25 protein-coding genes are annotated in these 22,433 nt (G+C 54.6%); 15 read left to right on the top strand and 10 right to left on the bottom strand.

Going from position 1 to position 22,433, the window contains the following annotated elements; genetic code table 11:
* Positions 1-400: 400 nt before the first annotated feature.
* The gene (locus tag CHH28_RS17090) at positions 401-1,033 is read left to right on the top strand and encodes an alpha/beta fold hydrolase (RefSeq protein ID WP_094061457.1); all 633 of its coding nucleotides are present in this window, start codon (positions 401-403) and stop codon (positions 1,031-1,033) included.
* A 358-nt stretch (positions 1,034-1,391) separates the two neighbouring features.
* Here CHH28_RS17090 and CHH28_RS17085 read toward each other — a convergent pair whose 3' ends face one another.
* Positions 1,392-1,571 (bottom strand): hypothetical protein, encoded by a 180-nt coding sequence (locus tag CHH28_RS17085; RefSeq protein ID WP_094061456.1) that lies wholly within the window; start codon positions 1,569-1,571, stop codon positions 1,392-1,394.
* Positions 1,572-1,669: 98 nt separating this feature from the next.
* Positions 1,670-2,401 carry an SDR family NAD(P)-dependent oxidoreductase gene (locus tag CHH28_RS17080; protein ID WP_094061455.1) on the bottom strand — a complete coding sequence of 244 codons (732 nt, stop codon included), beginning with the start codon at positions 2,399-2,401 and terminating at the stop codon, positions 1,670-1,672.
* Positions 2,402-2,494: 93 nt separating this feature from the next.
* On the opposite strand from CHH28_RS17080, the gene CHH28_RS17075 reads away from it, so the two are divergent.
* From CHH28_RS17075 to CHH28_RS17065, 3 genes are all read left to right on the top strand, one after another.
* A complete protein-coding gene (locus CHH28_RS17075) occupies positions 2,495-2,776 on the top strand; it encodes an antibiotic biosynthesis monooxygenase family protein (RefSeq protein ID WP_094061454.1) in 282 nt (93 codons plus the stop codon).
* A 105-nt stretch (positions 2,777-2,881) separates the two neighbouring features.
* Positions 2,882-3,259, top strand: a complete 378-nt coding sequence (locus tag CHH28_RS17070) for a DUF3127 domain-containing protein (RefSeq protein ID WP_094061453.1) — start codon at positions 2,882-2,884, stop codon at positions 3,257-3,259.
* Positions 3,260-3,476: 217 nt separating this feature from the next.
* Positions 3,477-4,325, top strand: a complete 849-nt coding sequence (locus tag CHH28_RS17065) for an HDOD domain-containing protein (RefSeq protein ID WP_094061452.1) — start codon at positions 3,477-3,479, stop codon at positions 4,323-4,325.
* Between the two features lie 94 nt (positions 4,326-4,419).
* Here CHH28_RS17065 and CHH28_RS17060 read toward each other — a convergent pair whose 3' ends face one another.
* Positions 4,420-5,340 (bottom strand): ketopantoate reductase family protein, encoded by a 921-nt coding sequence (locus CHH28_RS17060; RefSeq protein ID WP_094061451.1) that lies wholly within the window; start codon positions 5,338-5,340, stop codon positions 4,420-4,422.
* Between the two features lie 85 nt (positions 5,341-5,425).
* On the opposite strand from CHH28_RS17060, the gene CHH28_RS17055 reads away from it, so the two are divergent.
* The 6 genes from CHH28_RS17055 to CHH28_RS17035 all read left to right on the top strand — a co-directional run bounded on the left by CHH28_RS17055 (position 5,426) and on the right by CHH28_RS17035 (position 12,167).
* A complete protein-coding gene (locus CHH28_RS17055) occupies positions 5,426-5,719 on the top strand; it encodes an ArsR/SmtB family transcription factor (RefSeq protein ID WP_094061450.1) in 294 nt (97 codons plus the stop codon).
* Positions 5,720-5,902: 183 nt separating this feature from the next.
* The gene (locus CHH28_RS17050) at positions 5,903-7,474 is read left to right on the top strand and encodes a PAS domain-containing methyl-accepting chemotaxis protein (RefSeq protein WP_094061449.1); all 1,572 of its coding nucleotides are present in this window, start codon (positions 5,903-5,905) and stop codon (positions 7,472-7,474) included.
* A gap of 101 nt (positions 7,475-7,575) precedes the next feature.
* Entirely contained in the window at positions 7,576-7,875 is a 300-nt protein-coding gene (locus CHH28_RS19960; protein WP_157729980.1) for a hypothetical protein, read from the top strand.
* Positions 7,866-9,338 carry a PepSY-associated TM helix domain-containing protein gene (locus tag CHH28_RS17045; protein WP_157729979.1) on the top strand — a complete coding sequence of 491 codons (1,473 nt, stop codon included), beginning with the start codon at positions 7,866-7,868 and terminating at the stop codon, positions 9,336-9,338. The genes CHH28_RS19960 and CHH28_RS17045 overlap by 10 nt, the downstream gene beginning before the upstream one ends.
* A complete protein-coding gene (locus CHH28_RS17040; protein WP_094061447.1) occupies positions 9,335-9,640 on the top strand; it encodes a DUF3325 family protein in 306 nt (101 codons plus the stop codon). The genes CHH28_RS17045 and CHH28_RS17040 overlap by 4 nt, the downstream gene beginning before the upstream one ends.
* Positions 9,641-9,737: 97 nt before the next feature.
* Positions 9,738-12,167 carry a TonB-dependent receptor gene (locus CHH28_RS17035; RefSeq protein WP_094061446.1) on the top strand — a complete coding sequence of 810 codons (2,430 nt, stop codon included), beginning with the start codon at positions 9,738-9,740 and terminating at the stop codon, positions 12,165-12,167.
* A 126-nt stretch (positions 12,168-12,293) separates the two neighbouring features.
* On the opposite strand, the gene CHH28_RS17030 is transcribed toward CHH28_RS17035, so the two are convergent.
* The 7 genes from CHH28_RS17030 to lexA form a co-directional block, all read right to left on the bottom strand.
* Positions 12,294-13,973, bottom strand: coding sequence for a methyl-accepting chemotaxis protein (locus CHH28_RS17030; protein ID WP_094061445.1), 1,680 nt, complete (start codon positions 13,971-13,973; stop codon positions 12,294-12,296).
* Positions 13,967-14,413 (bottom strand): BLUF domain-containing protein, encoded by a 447-nt coding sequence (locus tag CHH28_RS17025; RefSeq protein WP_157729978.1) that lies wholly within the window; start codon positions 14,411-14,413, stop codon positions 13,967-13,969. The genes CHH28_RS17030 and CHH28_RS17025 overlap by 7 nt, the downstream gene beginning before the upstream one ends.
* Before the next feature lie 364 nt (positions 14,414-14,777).
* The gene (locus tag CHH28_RS17020; RefSeq protein WP_094061443.1) at positions 14,778-15,323 is read right to left on the bottom strand and encodes a DUF2058 domain-containing protein; all 546 of its coding nucleotides are present in this window, start codon (positions 15,321-15,323) and stop codon (positions 14,778-14,780) included.
* A gap of 2 nt (positions 15,324-15,325) precedes the next feature.
* Complete coding sequence (locus CHH28_RS17015; RefSeq protein WP_094061442.1) at positions 15,326-16,402, bottom strand: 5-(carboxyamino)imidazole ribonucleotide synthase; 1,077 nt, start codon at positions 16,400-16,402, stop codon at positions 15,326-15,328.
* 32 nt (positions 16,403-16,434) lie between these two features.
* Positions 16,435-16,929 (bottom strand): 5-(carboxyamino)imidazole ribonucleotide mutase, encoded by a 495-nt coding sequence (gene purE / locus CHH28_RS17010; RefSeq protein ID WP_094061441.1) that lies wholly within the window; start codon positions 16,927-16,929, stop codon positions 16,435-16,437.
* 118 nt (positions 16,930-17,047) lie between these two features.
* The gene (locus tag CHH28_RS17005; RefSeq protein ID WP_094061440.1) at positions 17,048-17,473 is read right to left on the bottom strand and encodes a cell division inhibitor SulA; all 426 of its coding nucleotides are present in this window, start codon (positions 17,471-17,473) and stop codon (positions 17,048-17,050) included.
* 14 nt (positions 17,474-17,487) lie between these two features.
* Positions 17,488-18,087, bottom strand: a complete 600-nt coding sequence (gene lexA, locus CHH28_RS17000) for a transcriptional repressor LexA (RefSeq protein ID WP_094061439.1) — start codon at positions 18,085-18,087, stop codon at positions 17,488-17,490.
* Positions 18,088-18,294: 207 nt separating this feature from the next.
* Here lexA and CHH28_RS16995 point away from each other — a divergent pair, with 207 nt between their 5' ends.
* The 5 genes from CHH28_RS16995 to CHH28_RS16975 all read left to right on the top strand — a co-directional run bounded on the left by CHH28_RS16995 (position 18,295) and on the right by CHH28_RS16975 (position 22,406).
* A complete protein-coding gene (locus CHH28_RS16995; RefSeq protein ID WP_094062127.1) occupies positions 18,295-18,927 on the top strand; it encodes a TetR/AcrR family transcriptional regulator in 633 nt (210 codons plus the stop codon).
* Between the two features lie 58 nt (positions 18,928-18,985).
* A complete protein-coding gene (locus CHH28_RS16990) occupies positions 18,986-19,516 on the top strand; it encodes a L,D-transpeptidase (protein WP_233243645.1) in 531 nt (176 codons plus the stop codon).
* Complete coding sequence (nagZ, locus tag CHH28_RS16985; protein WP_094061438.1) at positions 19,498-20,541, top strand: beta-N-acetylhexosaminidase; 1,044 nt, start codon at positions 19,498-19,500, stop codon at positions 20,539-20,541. Before CHH28_RS16990 ends, nagZ begins: the two co-directional genes overlap by 19 nt.
* 30 nt (positions 20,542-20,571) lie before the next feature.
* Positions 20,572-21,324 (top strand): S-methyl-5'-thioinosine phosphorylase, encoded by a 753-nt coding sequence (locus tag CHH28_RS16980; protein WP_094061437.1) that lies wholly within the window; start codon positions 20,572-20,574, stop codon positions 21,322-21,324.
* A 152-nt stretch (positions 21,325-21,476) separates the two neighbouring features.
* Positions 21,477-22,406, top strand: coding sequence for a glycine betaine ABC transporter substrate-binding protein (locus CHH28_RS16975; RefSeq protein WP_157729977.1), 930 nt, complete (start codon positions 21,477-21,479; stop codon positions 22,404-22,406).
* Positions 22,407-22,433 lie beyond the last annotated feature (27 nt).

Genomic DNA, 22,433 nt, shown 5'->3' with positions numbered 1-22,433 from the left:
TTTAACAGCGAGGATTGAGGGTTATAAAACGGTGCGCCATTATCCCGGCAGGACATGCTATTTGCAATGAAATGCCAAGAAAACGCCTGAAATAACATGGCTTTAAACCATATTATAAGAAGGCGTATCTGGTTCTTTTTTGAGCTCGGTCATGTCAACTGAAGTTCTCGTGCCGTTTGCGCCTTCTCACCATCAGCAGCAACACTCTGTTCTGATGATGGGTAGGTGAATCATAGTAGGCAGCTGGCGCAATTTATTGATGCAGCGCAAGAACTCGGCTTGTGTTGCTGCTCGCGCTGTGGCTGTGTTCTGAAATGGCCAGATGCTTATACAAGCACTTTTAGCGCTGACAGCTTTCTTTTACTGTTGGCCGCTCACTCTTATACAAACGAGCAAAATTATGTCGACCACGGTGACCGTCAATGGAACCAAACACGGGCCTTTATTGATATTGGCTCATGGCGCTGGCGCCGATTCAAACAGTGACTTTATGCAGCAGATGGCGGAAATGATCGCCGAGCATGGTGTGCAGGTGTGGCGGTTTGATTTTCCTTACATGATTAAGCGCCAAAGCGACGGTAAGAAACGTCCTCCGGATCGCGCCGACAAGCTGCTGCAAGCATTTCTTGAACTGGTTGAGCAAGCGGCTCGGCCCTGCATGGTTGGCGGTAAATCCATGGGAGGGCGCATGGCTTCGATGTTGGCTCAGCAGTCTACGCAGCAGGATTGGATACGCGGCAGTGTGGCTTTGGGTTATCCCTTTCACCCTCCAGGCAAACCCGAAAAGCAACGTACCGAGCATTTACAGTCGCTGCAAAAACCTCAGTTAATTATTCAGGGTGAGCGAGATGCCATGGGCAATCGAGAAGAAGTGGAGCAGTACGATCTCGACCCTCAGCTTGAATTGTTCTGGCTGGCGGACGGCAATCACGATTTAAAACCTCGCAAGGTCAGTGGCCATACCCACCAAGCGCATATGCAACAGTGTGCCGAGCAAGCTGCACTATTTGTTCAGCGGCTGTTAGCCGAATAGCACATCACTCAGTAGGAGCATTTTTAATCGTAGTGATCAAATTTGCTGTTTATTTTTAATGATAATTATTTTCAAAAATATGCGGCTTATTTGGTACCAGTACTGAGTGAACCAAGATCTGCAGCAGTGGATAGAGGTTAGCAGTAGATGAAGCTTAACCGCGGCAAACAGTCGAGTGGGTGCTTTGGAGGAGCGACACAATCGAGGCACGCGACATATGTGTAACGAGCTGCGTTAAATCGCTGGGCGCGGGTTGCGGCAAGCGCAGCAGACTCTAGCGAGCGGTTTCGTTGGCAATGGTAGTCTCTGCAATAACCGTCTCTGTAATAATGATGGCAGTGCGGATAATTCGGGCTGGCTAGCGCCAGCCGTGGAAAAAGGCTTTCAGCCACATGGTGTTAGGATCGGGCGGACTTTGCGCTTGCCGGTCCTGTTGGCGCAACCGCAACTCCTGCGAGCGCTCGGCACTGATTTGCTGAGCCAGCATGAGATAATGCATCGCGTCCAGTGATGCTTGAGAAGACAGCGCATGTTTCATCGTTACCTCCCAAGGCGGTAGACATCACCGTCTTTTTAACAGAGTTGTTTAAATTCTAGCCGATTTTCCTGTCAGAGACTGAAAACCTTGGTCAGCGTTTACCAGGGCAAAATACTGCCATCCCAGAACAATAATTTGCCGTGCTGCGCGGGACTTAGCTCGTCCATTACTCGGCTTAAGCGTTGAGCGGTTAATTCGGCAGAATACAGCTGATCTTGCGCCAAGCGGCTTTGAAAGGGTTTTGATAGTTCTGTGTCTGTGGTACCTGGATGCACCGCCGCGACAATGCTGTCTGGGCTTTTGCGCTGCCATTCAATCGACAGGTTTTTGATCCACATATTTAGCGCGGCTTTGCTCATGCGGTAGCTGTACCAGCCGCCAAGGCCGTTGTCTTCGATGCTGCCAACTTTGGCTGACAGCGACAACCAATGCACAGGAGAGCGCTTGGAAACTTGCTTGGACAACGCCTGAGCCAAATGCACATGGCTGAGCACATTACTGCGCATGCTGGTTAGTAACCACTCACTGTGCAGCTGCGACAGCGATTTTTCCGGTTGATGCTGCGCATCGTGCAATATCCCGCTGCAGGCAAACACACGAGCTATTGGCTGTTCTGCTAATTGCGTTTGCACCGCAGCGACGCTGGCTGGGTCGCTGAGGTCGGCTTGAATGTGCTGCCAAACATGGCCGGCTGGCGGTGTCAGTTGAGCTGGCTGAGGCTGGCGCGAAATGCTGATCACTGGCCCTCGTTGCAACTGCGTTTGCAGCAGCGCTTGGCCAATGCCTCCGTGGCTGCCAGCAATGAGTGTGGCGGGTGCTTCTGCGTGCATTGGGCGAACCTCTCAGTTGTTCCATTTATTCAGTAACTTTGGTTATGCTGCCATGAGCGATTCTCACTCGGTCACAAAAGGGGCAGCAAGTTTATGATCAAAGTTATTATTGAACGCTTTATCGCCGACGGCATGGAATCCACCTACGACGCCGCCATAAAAGACACCTTGCGAGCCATGCTGGAGGCGCAAGGTTATGTCTCTGGGGCGACTTACAAAGATGCCACGGACTCCAGTCATCGCGTTATTATCACCAATTGGCAACACCGCGAATCCTGGGACTTGTGGTTCAAGTCGGAGGAGCGCCGCAACGCCATCGCATCGATTCAGCCGATTTTGCAACAAGAAGAAAAAATCACCGTATTAACGGCTTAGCTCATCGGCAAGTGACCCGATGCTCACAGCAAGAGTGGGCATGCAGACCCGCAGCGGGCGATGGTATGATGCCCGCCACATTCAATCGATCCATCAGGTATTCACATGTCCAAAAGCTTTGAAGCTCAGGGAATCATTCATTCAATCGATCAAACTCGCGAGTATGGCCAGAATGGCTTCACCAAGCGCGAGTTCGTGATTAAGTTGTCGGGTGAGGGCGAGAACCCAGACTACCCGAACTACGTTGCTCTGGAGCTGATTAAAGACAAGTGTGCTTTGATGGATAACTACCAAGTTGGCGACGAGGTGCAAGTCACCTTTAACCTGTCTGGCCGACTGTGGAATGCACCCGGCAAGCCGGAGAAGTGCTTCACCAGTTTGCAAGCTTGGAAAGTCGACCGTGTGGGTAACGACGCAGGTCAAGCGCCTACATTTGCGCAGGATTTTGCGCCGCCTGCTTATGATGACGACGTTCCGTTCTAAGCGCTGATCGCTGGCACATCGGCGCTCTGCTGCTGAAGCTTGGGTCCAGGTTCATGGGCTCAAGCTTTTGGTCCCAGGCTCTTGGAGTTGGAGCAGGGCGCCGCATTGATTCGACGCTTCCCTTCCGCTTTTTCATTAGTAGCTGCAAAACTCATGTAAACCTCGCTCAGCTGAGCTAGTGTCTAAAGACCCTTGGTCATCATGCAGGACGCTGCTCATGGTAAATCTGGACGACGACTATCTGACAGAGCTCAAACACTCTTTTTTTATTCCATCTCCCCCGGACTTACTGACGCAAGCGCAAGCCATTTGTCAGTCCGATGACCCGGACTTGTCTTTGTTGGCGGACTTGATTGGCAAAGACCTAGGGTTGTCTTCGGCGGTGTTAAAGACCATCAACTCGCCCATGTTTGGCATGACGCGCTCGATCAGCGATGCCCGCCAAGCGGTGATGATGCTCGGCCTGGATTCCACCACCACTATTTTGGCGGCAGTGTTGCTGAAGCAGGCGTTTAAAGGCAAATCGGCGATCAGCTTTGAGCGGCTGTGGGAAGAGGCGACGGACGTTGCGGAAATGATGGTGTATATCGGCTCGCGCATAAAGGACACCATCCCACAGGAGAACCTCTACACCACGGGCTTGTTTCACGATTGTGGCATTGCGGCTATGGCGATGAAGTTTCATGACTCGTACCTGGACTGCATCAAAGCTGCCAACAGTGACAACGAAGAGTCGTTGGCGCTGTACGAAGACCAGTATTACAACACCAGTCATCCAGTAGTGGGTTTTCTGGTGGCCAATACCTGGCGTTTGCCGACGGACATTTGCCACGTGATTCTCAATCACCACAACTTGGAATATTTGTCTTACAACGACGATGTCAGCGAGAACCTGCTGCTAGCGGTATTGAAACTGGCCGACAACATTCAAATGCAGATCAAGTTCTCCAAAGACGATCACCACTGGCAGGCTTATAAGCAGCAGTATTTTGAGCAGCTCGGCATCGGCGAATACGACTATTTGGACATTTACGAAGAGCTGATCGAAATTCGAATGCAGAGCTGAGTGAAGCGCTTCTACTTACCGTCTCTTCACGGTCACAGAGGCCGACCCATGCTATTTAGCCGTTCAGTCGGGCGGCTCGTGTATCCCCAAAATGCTATCCGGTGCTGGCTGGTTGGCCAATGAGATCAGCTAACGCATCACTGGGGTGTTGCTGTTGATACTCGGCCAGATACAAGTAGGTCTGGCTGCGCACCTTGATAAAGTGATAACGCAAATAACTTTCCAGTGGCAGCGGCACCAGTTTAGGGGCTAAACGCAGTGCCAACTGATATAGCCATGGCCGACAGCCAATACGCACGAGCGTTTGTTGCAGTGAGCTTGCTGCAGTGACGGCGGGCAGTAAACGCCGTTGTGCTTGGCTAAGGCGCTGGAGCAGATCCGAGCGTTGGCGCAGCTGAGAAAACTGCCAATCGGCTTGCTCCAAGGCAGCCAGAAATGTCATCAAAAAAGCCGCAGGCAGGCGAGAGTCATCGACCGCCGAAGGACTCGCCTGGGCGCGAATGCCACTGCTATTGAACAACGCTAACAAGGTTTGCTGCAGGGCTGGGGCGGCGGAGATGGGCATGGCCATGGGTGGTAGGTAATAGTCGATCTGGTTCATCTTGGGGCTGTGCAGCGGTGCCTGATAGGCAATCAGTGTGATCAACCCCTCGGCCAGCTGCTGCGCTGGTATATGTTGCAATAGCAAAGCCCGGTCTTCACTGTTCGGCTGCAACATCAATACGGGGGTATCACCAACGAGTGGGGCCAGCGTTGCCCAATCAAGCTGTCTCAGTGCGGTCGATGGGATGGCCAGTACGACCAAATCGTAGTCACCATGCCAATTAAGCGTGGTATTGACGTTCGCCTGTTGCTGCAAAGGCTGACGCCAGCGCAACTGCGTCAAAGTCACGCCGGGCTCAAGCTGAGGACGATGATGTGCTTTGACCAGATAGCGGACGTCATGACCGGCCTGCTGAAAACGATGCCCATAAACCAATCCAACAGCGCCAGCACCGACCATCAATAATTTCATACACACACTTCGATAAGCATCAAATTGATTGCAATAACGCCAAACAATTCGATACTTGTCAAAGTTTAAAACAGGCCAGCCAACGATGAACGATCAGCAACTCAGTCAGGCATTTCGTGCCTTATCGGACCCCAATCGCTTGCACATCTATCGCACAGTGTTGGCCAGTCAGGATCAAGGCGTAGCTGCGCCGGAAGGAGGCTGTGGCATTGGTGATTTGATGCAAAAGCTGAAAATCGGCGCGCCCACCGTGTCCCATCATGTGCATGCGCTGCAAAACGCTGGTCTGATTCAGCTGGAGCGGCAGGGCAAGTTTGTGCGTTGTTATCCAAATCGAGCAGCAGCAAGAGTGTTGATGGCGTTCTTTCAATTGAGCTAACGCTGTCGGAAGCAACCGCTGCAGCACAGCGCCAGCAGCAGTTACAATAAAACGCAACTCGTAACGGTAAAAAATGGACAAAGTTGGTAATGTCGCGCGCCTTGCCCTACACCTAGCTTAGGGATTCGTTGCCACGACCGTATCCGTTATTAAAACGGCCAGCTGTCACAAGAGGTTGAGATTGTGCGCCGAAACTACCCCGTCACTCAGGTTAATCACCCGCTGGGTGAAAAGCAGAGCATCATATCCGCCACCGACGCACGTGGGGTGATTCGTGCGGTCAATCAAGATTTTATCGACATTGCAGGCTTTACCGAAGCCGAGTTGATTGGCCAAGCCCACAACCTGATTCGCCACCCGGACATGCCGCAGGCCGCGTTTCAGTTGATGTGGGACTACCTCAAAGCGGGCCACCACTGGGTGGGCATCGTTAAAAACCGTTGTAAAAATGGCGATCATTATTGGGTCAATGCTCACGTGACGCCGATTTATGAAGACGGCAAAATCTGCGGCTACGAGTCTGTGCGTGTCAAGCCGACGGCTGGCCAAGTCAGTCGTGCCGAAGCTGTGTACGCTCGATTAAATGCTGGCAAAAAACCATTTAGCCTGTGGCAGCGGTTTTTACCGCGCTTTAAACGCATCTTGCCATTGTGGCTAGTGCTGGCAACGCCGGGGGCGCTGACGTTGATGCTTGCTTTTGCTGCTCTCTGGCCAGCCCTGGGGGTTATGACGGCAACGGCGCTGTTGGCATTGCTGTTCGACAATTGGCAGCAACAATGGCTGATGCCCGCTGACAAATGCGATGCCGCCATCAGTCAGGACGCTATCACCCAGTTCATCTTTACCGGCGAAGTCAGCAACCTCGGGCGCTATCGCCTGCAGCAGATTATTGATCAGTCGGCGCTGCGCACCATTACCGGCATGGTCGAGCACAGCAGTCACGACGTGGTGGAGAAATCTCATCAGGTAGCGGAAAACGCCCGCCACAGTAGCCACAGCGTGCAGCAGCTGAGTCAGGAGACGGATCAGATCGCCGTTGCCATCGAAGAGCTGAGCGCCAGCGTGGAGCAAATCAGTCAGTCGGTGAATCGCGTATCCGCCGACGCCGATGCCTCGCGCCAGCTGGGTGAAAACGGCCGCAGTGTATTGCAGCGGGTGATGGCATTGATTTCCAGCCAGCACGATCACTTGGTACAAGATGCTGAACAGGCCCAAGCACTGGATCAGCTGGTGGCCGAAATCGGCACCATTGCCTCGTCCATCGACGCCATTGCTGAAAAAACCAATTTGCTGGCGCTGAACGCCGCCATCGAAGCAGCACGCGCTGGTGAAGCTGGTCGCGGCTTTGCAGTCGTTGCAGATGAAGTACGCAGCCTGGCCTCAGACACGCAGCGCTCCACCGAGCGCATTCAATCCGCGTTGACGCAAATCCAGCAACAAGTGACAGGCCTGGTGCAACGCATGCAGGAAGGACGCGACGGTGCGGCCACCACCCACGATGAAATGCAAAGTGTTTCAGCCCAGCTGGTGGAGTTGTTGCAATCTGTGGATGGCATTGCCAGCAGTGCCCAGGAAATGGCCGCCGGCGCAGAACAGCAATCTAAGGTGTCGACGGACATCGCTGCTCGCGTTAGCCAGATCCGCGACAACACGGTGCACGCCGCAGAACTGATTGACGCCGATGCCGAACTGAGTCGACAAATGGACGAAGCAGCCACCAGCCAGCTGGAGTTGGTCAGCCGCTTTAGCCGTTAACTGCGGCTTTTCTTGCCTGTTGGGTTGTCCGCGGGTTTACCTGCTGGGCAATCTGACTATAATGCGCCGCCAATTGATAGTGATTGTCAGGTGCATCTTCCTTGATTCTCAATAACTGGCTGCCGGACGTGGGTCGCCTGGGCAGTGGCCGCTGGGCACTGCTGCATTTGTTGCCCGCTTTGCTGTTTTCTTATGGTGTGACATCGGTGACGCTGGCGATGCTGACCTGGTTGCTGGCTCAGTGGTGGTCACCGGCTCAGCCCGTGGTGTTGGGGTTGGTCAGCTCCCTGCTTATTTATACCGTTATCTTTATGTGGCTAATCAGCCGTCCGCTGCCACAACTGTGGCTAGTGCTGGCGGCGCTTATCTCTGCTTTGGCTGGAGTGTACTGGTGGCTGTAGTTCGCTGGCGGCAGAGCCTGAGCGCCGTGCACACCTGGTTGGGTTTGTTGTGCGGCTGGTGGCTGTTTTTCATGTTTGCCACTGGCACCCTGGGCTACCTGGATGTGCAGCTCGATGCTTGGTTGCAACCTGAATTGCATGAACAACGCGACGTGAGCCCGCAACAAGCATTGCCAGTACTGCAACAGCATTTGGCGCAACAGCAGGCATCTGAATGGCGCGTGCATTTTCCCTATCAGCAGCAGCGTCCGTTTTATGAAGCCTATTGGCGCAGCGATGAGCGTCATGCCGCCGTACTGCAACAACAAGGTGAGCAATGGCGGTTGGCTGATATGCCCGACTGGGGCGGGCAATGGCTGTATCAGTTGCACTATCGCTTCCACTATTTTGGGCGCGACGCCGCCAGAGTATTGGCCTGCGCACTGTCTGCCTGGCTGCTGTTGGTGCTGATCAGCGGCGTGGTGGTGCACAAGAAAATCCTGCAAGAAATGCTGCTGCTTAGGCCGGATAAAGGTCTACGTAGCTGGCTGGATGGGCACAATGTGTTGGCGGTGACGGCACTGCCGTATTTTCTGGTGATGGCCTACAGCGGTTTGTTGTTTTATGGCACTTCGGCTTGGCCTGCGGCAGTGCAAGGTGGTTATGGTTTTGCCGACGATGCCCGCTCTCAGTATTTTGATGACGTGCGCAGCCAAGTACCGCAAGCAGCGCCTGTGGAACCGAAACATGGCGTCGATTTGCTCACCCTGCAGCAGATGGCGTTGCAGCACTGGGGCGCAGGGCAGTTAGCGAGCATACGTATCGATTGGCCCAACGGCATGGCACGCTTGACTCGGGTTGAGCACAGCATTGTGCGCGGTGGCGAGATGGCGTACGTCGATATGGCAACGGGCCAGTGGCAGGCACAGGAAGACGGCAAGTCGGCGCTGCAAACGCTGCAGCAAGGTTTGTTTGGCCTGCATGAGGGCTTGTTTGCCGAGCCTGTGTTGCGTGCTTTGTACCTCTTGGCGGGTGTGATGGGTTGCGTTCTGATCGCTTCTGGCCATGTTATTTGGCTGCGCAAACGTGAGCGGCGCCGCGACCATTGGTGGCACGTGGTGCGCGTATTGAACTTGGCCAGCTTTGCTGGTCTGCCAGCTGCTATTGCGACGTTTATGCTGTTGCAGCGCTCAGGCCTGTTGGGCTTGGATCAGGCCCAAGACGGCCTGTTTCTGACCTGGTTGCTGCTGGCGTTGGCCGCGATCCGTATTGCGCCGTCTTGGTTGTATGGCTTAGCCGCTGGCTTGTGGCTGGCGGTGGCGATCATTGATTGGTGGCACCAGCCGCTGGCTTCTTGGCAGGCCATGGTGCAAGGCAATGGCGACTGGCTCGCGGTGCAGTTAATGGCCTGGAGCATTGCTGCGATGCTGGTCGCTATCACTGTTTGGCAGCGACGCACGGCACTGCAAGGAGCAACAAGATGAGTTTTGGGTTACTGCTGCTGGCCTGTTTGTGCGGTTGTGGCTGCGGTCAACGACAGCGCAAGTTGATGGCACTGCAGCGCCCGTCAACAAAGGTGCGGCGCTGCTGGCAGTGGCTGCTCAGCGCCAGTGTCATGACGGCTCTGTGGCTGTTGCTGCAGTCATACAGTGTGGGTGTGGCTTGGGTCATGGGCTTTGCCCAGCTGATGCTGGCCGGTTTGTTGGTCGCGCTGCTATTGGCTTGGAAACCAGGCTGGTGCGCCATTGGACTGCGGATATTCGGTGCGACCGGCACTAAGACATAAGTATCATTTTTATTTGTAATCAATATTGATTTGCATTTGCTTCTGTTATGCGCATAATCGCCGCTGATTTTTCTGTTCAGTTACAGGACGCGGTTTCATGTCTGTTGCATCACTGGCTGGGTTCGCCCGCCATCCTCTGAGTCACTCTATTCAACGCTGGTCGGCGATTGCCCTGGTCGGCATCTCTGGCAGTGTGAGCGCGCAGGAAGCGCCCGAACTGTCGGACGTTGTGGTCAACGGCATGGATCAGCAACTACCGCCGCAAGTTGCCTCGACGGCGACCAAGTCGTCTATGAATCTGCTGCAAACACCAGCCGCGCTGGTGGTGATCGACAGCGAACTGCTGCAAAGCCAAGGCGCTCAGACCTTGCAAGACAGCATTCGCAACATCAGCGGCATCAGCCAGGCGGGCAATAACTATGGCATTGGCGATAATCTGGTGATTCGTGGCCTAGGCGTCAATTACGCCCAAGATGGCATGTACGCAGGCGGTGGACTGGGCAATACCTACAATCCGACACGCTCCATGCTTAACATCGATCGCGTTGAAACCTTGAAAGGCCCAGCCACCGGCTTATACGGCATCGGTGAAGCCGGCGGTGTTATTAACCTGATTGAAAAACAACCGCAAAATGAGGCGCGCACTGAAGTGTCTGCCAACGGCGGGCGTTGGAACGAGTGGGGCGTAGCGGTGGATACCACTGCGCCGTTGAATGAGCAGCTGGCTTATCGTCTGGTCGCCGGGCATCAGCAAAGCGACGGCTACCGCGATTTGTCCTCCGAGCGCAGCGAAGCCTATGGCAGCCTGCGCTGGCAGTTTAACGATCGACATCAGCTGCGTGTGCAGTTGGCTTACATCGACGACAGCGTGCAGGTGGATTCGGTTGGCCATCCTGTTCGTATCATGAATTGGGACAGCGCTAGCATGGTGCCTGGGGCCGTGACAGGCGCCGATTTGCCCAACGACAGTGACGGTGATCGCGACGGCAAGCTCGGTATTCAACTCAGTGACGAGCAGCGCCAGCAACTGGCTGACTCCATTCGCACCAGCGACGGTTTAGAGCCCTATGATCTGGGCAGCGCCTCGCTTATCTCGCCGCTGTCTGAGCCGAATGAGGGCACCGAACAGCGCATCAAACTGATCCACGAGTGGCAGGCAAAGCACGGCTGGAAACTGGTGCAACAGCTGCAACAGCGCAGCTATGAGTCTGAGTTTGTGCGCCAAACCGGTGCTTACAACTATGTATATTGGACTCGCAGCGGTGAAACCAATGCCGATCCGCGTGCGCCGCTGCTGGTCGATGGCGAGCTGTATCCGTTTGCCGTGCGCCGCCAGGAATACCGTGGGCAAGTGGTGGATGAAGACAGCTGGCAGTTTTTTGCCGATGTGTCTAAACACTGGAACCTCGGCCGCCTGTCCGGTGAGCACTTGCTGAGCCTGTATTACGACCAGCGCGATGTGCGTCTGAAAAGCTGGTCTGCCTACGATGCCGATGGCAACAGCGGCGACAATCCCATTCCGTACATTTTGGATATGCGCAACGCCAATTGGCCAACCGGCGACTTTATGGATTACGACCACAGCCTGCGCAGCAATTACAACAAGGAGCTCACGGCCCAGGGTGTCAGTGTGCAGGAAGTGTTTTATTGGAATGATCGGTTAACCGCACGCATCGGTCTGGCGCACACCCAACTGGAGCAGCGCTATCAACATTTGGGCACCGATCGCAGCCCTGGGTCCACGCCAGAGGCCGATAGCAATGACTCTGGCAACACCTTTAACGCCGGCCTCAATTACCTCTGGCTGCCTGAGCTGGCCACCTTTGTTAACTACGCCAAAGGCCGAACTGCCTACAGCGTACTGGGCAGTGTGACCGGAGATGACGACCGCCCTGATTCTGAGTCTAAATCGCTGGATGTCGGTGTTCGCTGGGCGGCGTTGGAAGGCCAGGTAACCGGTTCTCTGGTCTATTTTGATACCCGCCGCACCAACTTGCGCTACAACAACCCGGTGTACAATGACAATCCGGACGACCCGGAATACAACGTCAATGTGCGTCGTTACTTTTACGACGACGAAGACAAAACCCGAGGTTATGAGTTCGATTTGGCGCTGGCCTTGGCCGAGCGCTGGCAGCTGACCATGAATGCTACCTACCAGAAAGCCGAGCAAGAGCGCTCGGGAGAAAATCTAGGCCAGGTGAAGGGCATTCCTAAGCGCTTTGCCAACCTGTGGGGTCGCTACAGCTTGCCATTGAGTCAGTTGCCTGCGCCGGTGACGTTGGCGCTGGGTGTGCAGTACGAAGATGAGCGCACCATTAACTCATCGTCGTTTGGCGTTGATGATGCCGTGGTGCCGGAGTACACCCGATTTGATGCCGCCATCAGCTATGACCACGAGCAACTGGCACTGCAGCTGAACATCAACAACCTGACCGATGAAACCTATTACAGCAAGCCTATGTTCCTCGGGGGCCAGCCGGGTGACCCGCGCAATGTAGCGGTGTCGGCCAAGTATCGTTTCTGACGCCCTGCCTCTGATGCCGTGCTTCTCATGCCGTGCTTGTGAGGGCACTGTTTTTGACGCATCGTGTTGAAACATATTTTTTAGGCATAGTTTTGAGGCATCGCCCGTTAGAACTGCTAATGCAGCCTAACGGGTTTTAAAGCGATTTAGCTTGGTGTGCAGATCAATCAGGCGCATGGCAATTTCCTCATTGGCTTGGTGAGTGTCTTTCGCGCCTTGTGTGGTGACCTCGGCTAATTCGCTAATGTTGTTCAGGTTCTGGTTGATCTCTGCCGCAACGCTGGCTTGTTCCTCGGCCGCTGTGGCGATTTGCAGATTAAGATCGGTGATCTGGTTGACCGCTTCGGCGGCTTGCTCAAAGGTGGCGGCGGTGGCTTGGCTTTGCTGCAGTGATTCTTCGCTGGTTTGCTGGCCAGAGCGCATGCTATCAACGGCGTTGTTGGCCTCGGCTTGCAGTCGTTGTACCAGTGTCTGAATATCCTCTGTTGATGAATGTGTGCGCTGCGCGAGGGAGCGCACTTCATCGGCGACCACGGCAAAACCACGGCCATTCTCTCCTGCGCGAGCGGCTTCAATGGCAGCGTTTAAAGCCAGCAAATTGGTTTGTTCGGCAATGCTTTGAATGGTGTCGAGCACCGTGCCGATATTGCGGGTCTCGTCCACCAAGGCAGTTACCACGGTGGCCGCTTTGTCGATTTCCTGCGCCAGTTGGCCAATGGTGTGTTGGGTGTTTTCAGCGCCTTGGCGTCCGTCGAGTACTTGGCTGCGCACCTGATTGGTGATGTCGGATGCGTTACTGGAGCTGCGTGCCACTTCTTCGGTGGTGGCACTCATTTCATTGACTGCGGTGGCCACCTGCTCGGTTTCTACGTACTGACGCTCGACGTTGTCCAAGGTGGTGCGCATGATGTTCAAGGCCGTTTCGGACGACTTGCCCAGTGCATTGGCGTTGTCGCTGGTGGCGTTGATCAGCTCACGCAGTACCGCCAGAAAGCGGTTGAAATCACGAGCAATGTCGCTCAACTCGCTGTTACCGCGCTCGTCCAGCGTCATGGTCAGATCACCGTCACCGGACGAAACTTGGCGCAAACGTTCGCCCATTGAGCGAAGTGGCAGCACAATGCTGCGGCTTATCAGCGCTGACAGTACAACCCCCAGCAGCAGCGCGACCAGCATTAATAGGGTGAGTTGGCGGATGCCCGCTTGTTCTTTTTCATCGGCGCGCACGGTGGCTTGTAAAGTCAGTTGCCGCATTTGTTGTGAGGCGTCACGCAGCTGGGCATTTAAATCGAGCTGTTGCTGTTCAACACCGCTCAAGGAGGCTTTGATCGCCGCCACGCCTTGTGCTCGGGCTTGTTGCAACAGTTGGCTGCGCTGCTGCACCAGTCGCTGGTTGTTTTGCTTTGCCGTTGTGATCACGCCCAGCATGTCTTTGAGGGCTCGCGTCAGCTCAGGGTCGTGGCTGTTGTCAGCTCCCAAACGCAGTGCCTTGAGCAAACTGTCGGACACCGACGAGATTTGCTGATCCAGCGGCGGCAACTTGGCACTTAAGGCGTTGGCATCTGTGTTTTGTTGCAAGGTCAGTTGCAGCAACAGTTGCTCAAACAGCAACGCGCGTTCGAGTTGCAGCTCGGTGAGTTCTGACAGTTGGTTGGCAATGGGCGCATCGAATTCGGCAATATCGTGCAGCTCGGTGCCAATTTTGCTCATGGTGAGGTAGCCGCTGCCGCCGGTCAGTACCAGCAGTGACAATAATACCGCTACCAACAGCAACAGTTTGTGCATGACTTTGAGCTGACTCAGCATGAAGAATCCTCTTGTTCGCGTCTGGCTTTCAAACGAAAGTAATCGAGCATGCGCAGGGCAAATGCTTGCTCTTGGTTGTCGATGTTTTGATTGGTATCGCTGAATAAGAAGTCAGAAAAGCCATCGACTTTGCGAATCAGCTCAGACGTCATCAGGTAGAAGCCCATTTGCCACTCAGGAAAGCTGCGCCGTTTGATGCTTTGGCGGCTTAACACGTGCACATGATCGTGGCGATTGTCGCCACTGATGCGCTCATACAAAGGCTCGACCGCCTGTTGCGGGCCTTCTAGTACCTGAATAAAGGTACCGCGCCCGTCGTACAGCAGCAGCCCGGTGATGTCATGCGCGTGATTGTTGCGTCGTGCGATGCGCAACAGTTCGGTCAGGCTGGCATCGTCGAATCGATGTCGGCAGCGACTAACGTAGAGGATTTCGAACAATATGATATCTCCGCGCTACAGAGTGTTATCTAGCTCTAGTCGGTGCGGATGAAAGTAGTAGATGAACAGCGGTGGCGGGCGCCGAAAGAATGGCTTGGAATCGGCTGTGTGGAACTCGCAGCGGAACTTGCAGGATCAGCAGGGCGGAACTCACAGGGGCAGCAGGGTGGTTGCAGCAGCAAGTGTTATTCGTATGAGAAGCGTGTCTGATCCGTTAAACCCTGCCCCGAGGTGATGACACGGACCGTTATGACCTAGGGCGATTATTGCAGCTCCAGCTCGATAGGAGAACAAAGGCGTGAGAAAAGGGTGGTAGGAGAACAAGGCTGTTAGGAGAAAAGGGCGGTAGGACACCGCCCCGAACTTACCACATCAAATCGTCTGGGATTTGATAAGCGGCGTAAGGATCGTCTTCATCCAGCTGATCGGCGGAGGAGTCGGCGATGTAAATGAACAAGGCATCATTGCGCTGGCGAATCTTATCGGTGACGGGGACCGGAATCACCGCAAAACCATCGTCCAACTCCATGATGGCCAGTTGGCCGCGACTCAAACGGTCAAATACCGCTTGGTCTACGTGGATGGGCTTGACCTTGTTGTCTGGCCCGACGAACTGATAGCGCACATCACCTTGTTCGCTGCGGATGGCGTTGCTGGCGATCAGTTGGCGAATTTGTGCGGCAATGGCTTTTTTCTGTGCCATTTCATCGCGCTGGCGATTCAGCTCGCGATCACGCTCCGCCTTGGCTTTGCGCGCTTGCTCGGCGCTCACTTTGGCTTCATCCACCACGTCTTCTTTACCAGTGCGCTGCAAGTGTTGCTGGCGCTTTTTTTCGCGCTGGTTCTGTTTGGCTTTTTTGTTGTTAACCAAGCCAGCGGCCAATAACTGTTCCTGTAATGACTTTGCCATGACTACCTCGGTGGCCAGATATGTTCGGGTAAAACGTCGATCAGTTGCTCGATGCAGGCATCACGCTGGCTGTTGCTGGTGGCAGTGACGGTGATGTGACCGAGCTTGCGCCCTGGGCGTGCTTCTTTGCCATAGCTGTGAAGGTGCGCCTCCGGCTGTTGCTGCGCAGCTTTGGCAGGCTCTTCGGTGCCGATGACATTGAGCATGGCAACACTGGCGAACAACGGAGCGGTACTGCCCAATGGCTGACCACTGATGGCCAGCATGTGATTGCGAAACTGGCTGCTGCGCGCGCCTTCGATCGACCAGTGACCGGAATTGTGCACGCGCGGTGCGACTTCGTTGGCGATCAGACCGCGCTCGGTATCAAACAGCTCCAATGTGATGGTGCCGACGTAATTCAGACTGTCGGCTAGCTGGCGAATGTACTGCTCAGCCTGGGCTTGTTTGGCTTCGGTCAATGCCGGAGCTGGGTAGAGGGAATAACGCAAAATGCCCTCATGGTGCACGTTTTCCGTCATTGGCCAGACGACCACATTGCCGTCTTGGTCACGGCTGGCAATCACTGAGGTCTCGCGCTCAAAGGTGACGAAGGCCTCGGCAATCAGTTCACGATGGCCAATGGTCTGCCACGCTTGCTCGGCCTGCTCGGCCTGTTTGATGACAAATTGGCCCTTGCCGTCATAGCCTTCGGTGGTGGTTTTCAGTACCAAAGGCAGGCCCAGTTGTTCGATGGCCGTGTGTACATCGTCCAGGCTGTTGACTGCCCAGAACTCCGCCGTGGCAATGCCAGCTGCGCGTAGAGCGCGTTTTTCGGTCAAGCGGTTCTGGAAGGTTTTCAGTGCCTCGATGCCGGGATACAACTTATCGGCATGTGGCTCGAGCTGAGCGACGATGTCGGCGCTGATGTTTTCGGTCTCGTAGCTAACGCGGTCCACCGTATCCAAAAAAGACTGCAGCGCAGCGTCTGTATGTGCACGTAAGTCGTACAGGCTGACCTCAATATCAGCGTGATCGGCAATGCTGTCGGCCAGCATTTGGCCCAGCTGGCCGTTACCGAGAATACCAATTTTCATCATTAAAAAAGCGTCCGTAGCCAGGAGGCAGTGTGTCAGTCAGGGTTACGCGGGTCAGGCTGTTCCAGCACATCGTCGGTTTGCTCCTGACGGAACTGTTCGACGCGTTGCTGCAAGTCTTGATCGTGTGTACCAAGAATTTGCGCTGCTAATAAACCGGCATTTTTGGCACCAGCATCACCGATGGCCAGAGTGCCAACGGCGACGCCGCCCGGCATTTGCACAATCGACAACAGCGAGTCTAGGCCATTGAGTGCACGCGATTTGACCGGCACGCCGAGCACTGGCAGGGCCGTTTGCGATGCCACCATACCAGGTAAGTGAGCAGCACCACCCGCGCCTGCGATGATGACTTTTAAGCCGCGGCTCTGCGCTTCTTTGGCGTAATCGAACAAGAGATCGGGAGTGCGGTGGGCTGATACCACTTTGACTTCGTATTCCACCTGCAGTTTGTCGAGCATTTCTGCAGTGTATTGCATGGTGGGCCAGTCACTTTTTGAACCCATGATAATACCAACGGCGGCAGCCATGGAGTGCACCTCAATGTGTTGAGAAAGCGGCGCATTCTAACACAGCCTGAGGCTTGGAACAGTGCGCGCAGAGCTGAGTTTTCCTGTCGGGTTGGTCAGGAAGATGCCTGGTCAGCGTCTAGGCGGCCAGGTGGTCGGAGCGACGCTGAATCACCACCACCTCGGTGGCGCTGTGGCGTGCACAGTGCTCCAGTTGTTGGCGTTGAGCGCTGGACAGAGGGCCATGCCACTCGACCAATAAGTGGCTATTACCGGCTTCTATGGCTTGCAAGCACAGCTGCATTTGATTGTGCGCTTGGCTGTCGAGCTGTACTACTGGGGCTTGGTCCAGCCCCAGGCTTTGTAACCAGCGCTTGTTCATCTTGGCGTGTGGGCTCAGCCACAACAGCCAGCGTTGGCCTTGATTGCATTGAAACAACAGTGGCAGCAACTGCATAGGCGTAATGGCACTGCCTTCACGAATGATCATCTCGGTCACGCTGCCGGCCATGGCTCGGCGTTGCATTGAATGGGACGGGGTGATGGATAACGACAGTTGCTGCATGGTGGCTCCGCTGTTTATTGCCGACGAATAACGCCGACATAAAGGCCTTCGATGGCGAACTCGGTGGTTTTTAAATCCACTTCAATGGGCTGGTAGGCGCTGTTTTCAGCGTGCAAAAATACTTTGCTGCGCTTTTTTTCATAACGTTTTACCGTCACTTCATTGTCGACGCGGGCAACAATGATTTCGCCGTTGCGCGCTGTGGTGCGTTTGTTCACGGCAATGTAGTCGCCATTCATGATGCCAATGTCTTGCATGCTGTCGCCGTGGACTTCCAATAAAAAATCGGCGGTGGGTTTGAAGAAGCTGGCAGGAATATCGCAATAATCTTCAACATGTTCTTGCGCCAGAATGGGCGAGCCTGCAGCTACGCGACCTATGATGGGCAGGCCAGGCTGTTCTTCCTCAACAATGCGGATACCGCGCGACGCACCTGGCATAATTTCGATGGCACCTTTGCGCGCCAAGGCTTTGAGGTGTTCTTCGGCGGCATTGGGTGAGCGGAAGCCAAGCTGTTTGGCGATTTCTGCGCGGGTGGGAGGGAAACCGGTGGCTTCCAAAGAGGAGCGGACAAAATCCAACACCTGTTGTTGCCGTTGGGTCAGCTTGGTCATGTGACGTTCCATCTGGTGATTTATACAGTGTCTGTGAATATATACAGTATTTTTCGGCCTGTAAACCACTCAGGCTGATGCAGGTTTTGCTGCTGTTTACTTGCCACAGTTCAAGTCGGGATTGGTTCACACTGGTGCATGGCCGAGGCTTGCGTCATGAATGTTTTAAACGTATGTTTGAAACAACTGTTTGTTGAGAAGCTGTGTATGGCTCAGAAAGATACCGCCAAAGCCATTTTAAATGCTGCTGAAGAGTTGTTCTCCGAACGTGGTTTCGCCGAGACATCGCTGCGCAATATCACCACCAAAGCCAACGTCAATCTGGCGGCGGTGAATTATCATTTCGGTTCAAAGAAATCGCTGATTCAAGCCGTCTTTGCGCGTTTTTTGACCCCTTTTAGTGAGGGGTTGGCGCAGGACTTGGTTGAGTATCGTCAACAATTGAATGGGCGAGCGCCGCAGCTCGGTGAGTTATTACGTTTGTTGTCATCGGCGTCGATGCGCAGTGGTGGCAATAACCCTCATCGTTTGGGCATGTTTATGCGCTTGTTGGGATTGGCCTATACCCAAGGGCAGGGCCATTTGCGCAAGTTCTTGCGCCACGAGTACGGCACTTTGTTCCGCGATTATATGGAGCTGATTACCGCAGCAACGCCAGATTTATCCAACGAAGAGCGGTTTTGGCGCATTCACTTTATGCTCGGTGCGACCGTGTTTACCTTGTCAGGGGCCGATGCGCTGACGGCGATGGCAGAACATGACTTGGGCAGCAGCGCCGATGTTGCGCAAGTTGTCGATAAGCTGGTACCGTTCCTCGCGGCAGGAATGACAGCGTCGTAATTGGTTACACTGCAATCACTGACGTCCTGCCAAGCGCCGACGATAGGGATTGCCCACCATGCTGATGCAAGCTGATTTTCCACTGATAGAAATTTCCATTGCCGATCAGGCACTGCGTTTGTCCACCCTGGATGCCTGCCACCTGTTTTCGGTGTCGACCGCCGCCGCCGGCGTCGGTGAGCGCGATGGCAGCGGTCAGACGCCGCGCGGCTGGCATCGTGTTCGAGCGCAGATTGGCGACGGTGCGCCGAAAGGCACTGTGTTCGTTGGCCGCCGGCCGACGGGTGAGGTGTATAACCACCGTTTAGCGCAGCAGCATCCGCAGCGCGATTGGATTTTAACGCGTATTTTATGGCTGCAAGGGCTGGAAGTGGGATTCAACCGCGGCGATGGCGTCGACAGTATGCGGCGGTTTATTTACATCCACGGCACTCCGGATTCTGAACCCATGGGACAGCCTCGCTCCCATGGCTGTATTCGCATGCGCAATGCCGACGTCATGCGGCTTGCCGAATTGGTCTACCCAGGTACGCTGGTGTGGATTCAACCTCACAGTTTTAGCGCCATTCCATGTCTGAACATCGATTGAATGTAGAAGCCGTCGGTGTCGTTGCCGACCTTGCTGGCCTTGAAGTGCGCGAGGGTGAATGGGCGCTGCTGCAGCACCCTATGCTCAGCGGCATCATTTTATTCGCGCGTAATTACCAAGACCCGCAGCAGCTGGCAACACTGTGCGCCAGCATTCACGACGCTCGCCCGGATTTGCTGATCTGTATCGATCAGGAAGGTGGCCGAGTGCAGCGTTGTCGCAGCGGTTTCACCTTGATTCCGCCAATGCTGACGTTTGAATCTCTGTGGCAACAGCAGCCCGAGCAAACGCTGTCACTTGTACATGATACGGGCTGGTTGATGGCCACTGAATTGATCGCTTGTGGGGTGGATGTGAGTTTTGCGCCAGTACTCGACATCGAATACGGACGGTCGCGTGTCATTGGCGATCGCGCTTTTGGCCACGACGCCGATAGCGTCACGGCATTGGCGTCGGCCTGGATCGACGGCATGGGCGAGGCTGGCATGATGGCTACAGGCAAGCACTTTCCGGGTCACGGCGCGGTGGTGGCAGACTCGCACCATGAGCTGCCCGTGGATGAGCGCACCGAGGCGCAGTTACAGCGCGACTGGCAACCATTTGAGTGTTTGATTAAGCAACGTAAGTTGTCGGCTGTGATGCCTGCACACGTGGTCTATCCAGCGTTGGATGAACAGCATACCGCCGGTTTTTCTCCCGTCTGGTTGCAGGATGTATTGCGCAAGCGACTCGGCTTTGACGGCGTTGTTTTCAGCGATGATCTGTCGATGCAAGGGGCAGCCGGTGCGGGTGGCTATGCACAGCGAGCACAGCTAGCGATTAATGCCGGAGCAAATGCGCTGCTGGCATGCAACGATCCGCAAGGCGCCCAGCAAGTTCTGCAGCAAGCACAGCGCTCAGGCCGGCCAAGGCTGGATTTAAGCACGTTTATTGCTGGCGTTGAAAAACAAAAACAGGCTCAGCAAAACCGCGATGGCCAGCGTGCAAAGGACATTCGTGCTCGACTTAGCCGCCTGAATGCCTAAACTTGGCGCTTTTGTATTCAAGGCAACAACATGGCAGAGCACATCACCGCCATTATTGGTGGCACCGGATTAACGCAAATAGATGGGCCGGAGCAGCTCAGCGCAGAACCTGTTATTACCGAATTAGGCGCACCGTCATCGACGCCGCAACGCGGCGTTTGGCAGCAGCAACCTGTGGTGTTTTTGTCACGCCATGGTCATCCGCATGCGATTCCTCCGCATAAAATCAATTACCGCGCCAACCTGCTGGCACTGCAGCAATTGGGAGTAAACCGCATTATTGCTGTCAATGCTGTGGGCGGTATTCATCCGGATATGGGCAGTGGGGCCATTGTGATTCCGCAGCAATTGGTGGATTACACTTGGGGCCGTGAGTCGACATTTTTTGATGGCGACTTTATGCCGTTGCAACACATTGATTTCACTCACCCTTATGACGAAACACTGCGCCAGCAACTGCTGACTGCGGCCAAGGCTTGTAACATCACGGTGCACGATCACGGTGTGTATGGCGCGACTCAAGGACCACGGTTAGAAACCATCGCAGAGATCCAGAAGCTGCAGCACGATGGCTGCGACCTGGTTGGCATGACAGGCATGCCCGAAGCGGCGCTGGCGCGTGAGCTCAATATTCCTTACGCCAGTATTTGCTTGGTGGTGAACCCGGCGGCTGGCAAGTCCGATGAGTTAATCACCATGGACTACATTCGCCAGGTACTGGACCATGGCATGCATCAGGTCATTCGTGTGATTGAAGGGCTGTTACAGTCCGATAACAATTAGAATCAAAAGCTCTTATAGTCACAATTGGGAGCGATTTCATTGCATTCAATTGTGACCTTCCTCCTCTTCAGCTGAGACACCCATCACAACCCGCTACAGTGATCAGTGGCACACTGCGCGCCCTGTGAGTTTTGGCTATGAGAGGTTGTATTATGCGGAATTGGTGTTTGCTGTTGTGGTTTGTAACGGCGCTGAGCTGGGCGGAATGTAAGACCGTCAATTTCGGCTTGGTGGATTGGACCGATTTGCGCGCCACCACCGCTGTTGCCAGTGAGTTGCTGCAGGAGCTGGGCTATCGACCTCGTCAGAACGAAATGGAAGTGGCCACTATTTACGAACAGCTCGCGGCCGGTAAACTCGATGCTTACCTGGGGTTGTGGCTGCCGTCGGGGCAAGCGCAAGTGGACCCTTACATCGCCAAACGCCAAGTCGAGCTGTTAGCCAAGAACATTCCGCAAGCACGTTATTCCATTGCGGTACCGGAATACGTCTACCAGGCCGGTGTGCGCTCGATTGATGACATCGGTCAGCACAGACAACAGTTTGCCGGTCGCTTGCACGGTCTTGAGCAAGGCAACAGCGCCAATAAATATTTGCGTGGTCTGATCGACTCCAACCAGCACCAATTGGGTGGCTTTAATCTGATCGAACTGCCCGAAAGCCTGATGCTGCGTCAGGTAAATCGTTACCACAAAGACCAGCAGTGGGTGGCGTTTTTGGCGTGGGAGCCGCACCCGATGAATGAAATGTATCAGGTGAAGTACCTGAGCGGCGCCGAAGATCACTTTGGCCCCAACACTGGATTATCGTCCGTGCACACCATGGTGCGGGCTGGTTACTCCCAAGAGTGCGCTAATGTGACCAATTTGCTGCGTCAAATCCAGATTCCTGCTGAGCAAGTGGCGGGTATTATGGACATGATTGTGAATCAATTTGTCCCTGCAGAGCGCGCCGCACGTCAGTGGATGTTCACTCACCCACACCTGGTGACGGCATGGCTGGACGGCGTCACTCGCGAAGATGGCACGCCGATCGATATGGATGCGCTGATCGCCAGTATGGAACTGCGTATTGGTAATTAAATTATCATTAATTGTTGCTCCGAAGCC

It is taken from the genome of Bacterioplanes sanyensis, assembly GCF_002237535.1.
Lineage (GTDB): Bacteria > Pseudomonadota > Gammaproteobacteria > Pseudomonadales > Oceanobacteraceae > Bacterioplanes > Bacterioplanes sanyensis_A.
This window is presented reverse-complemented; position numbering and strand designations above follow the sequence as displayed.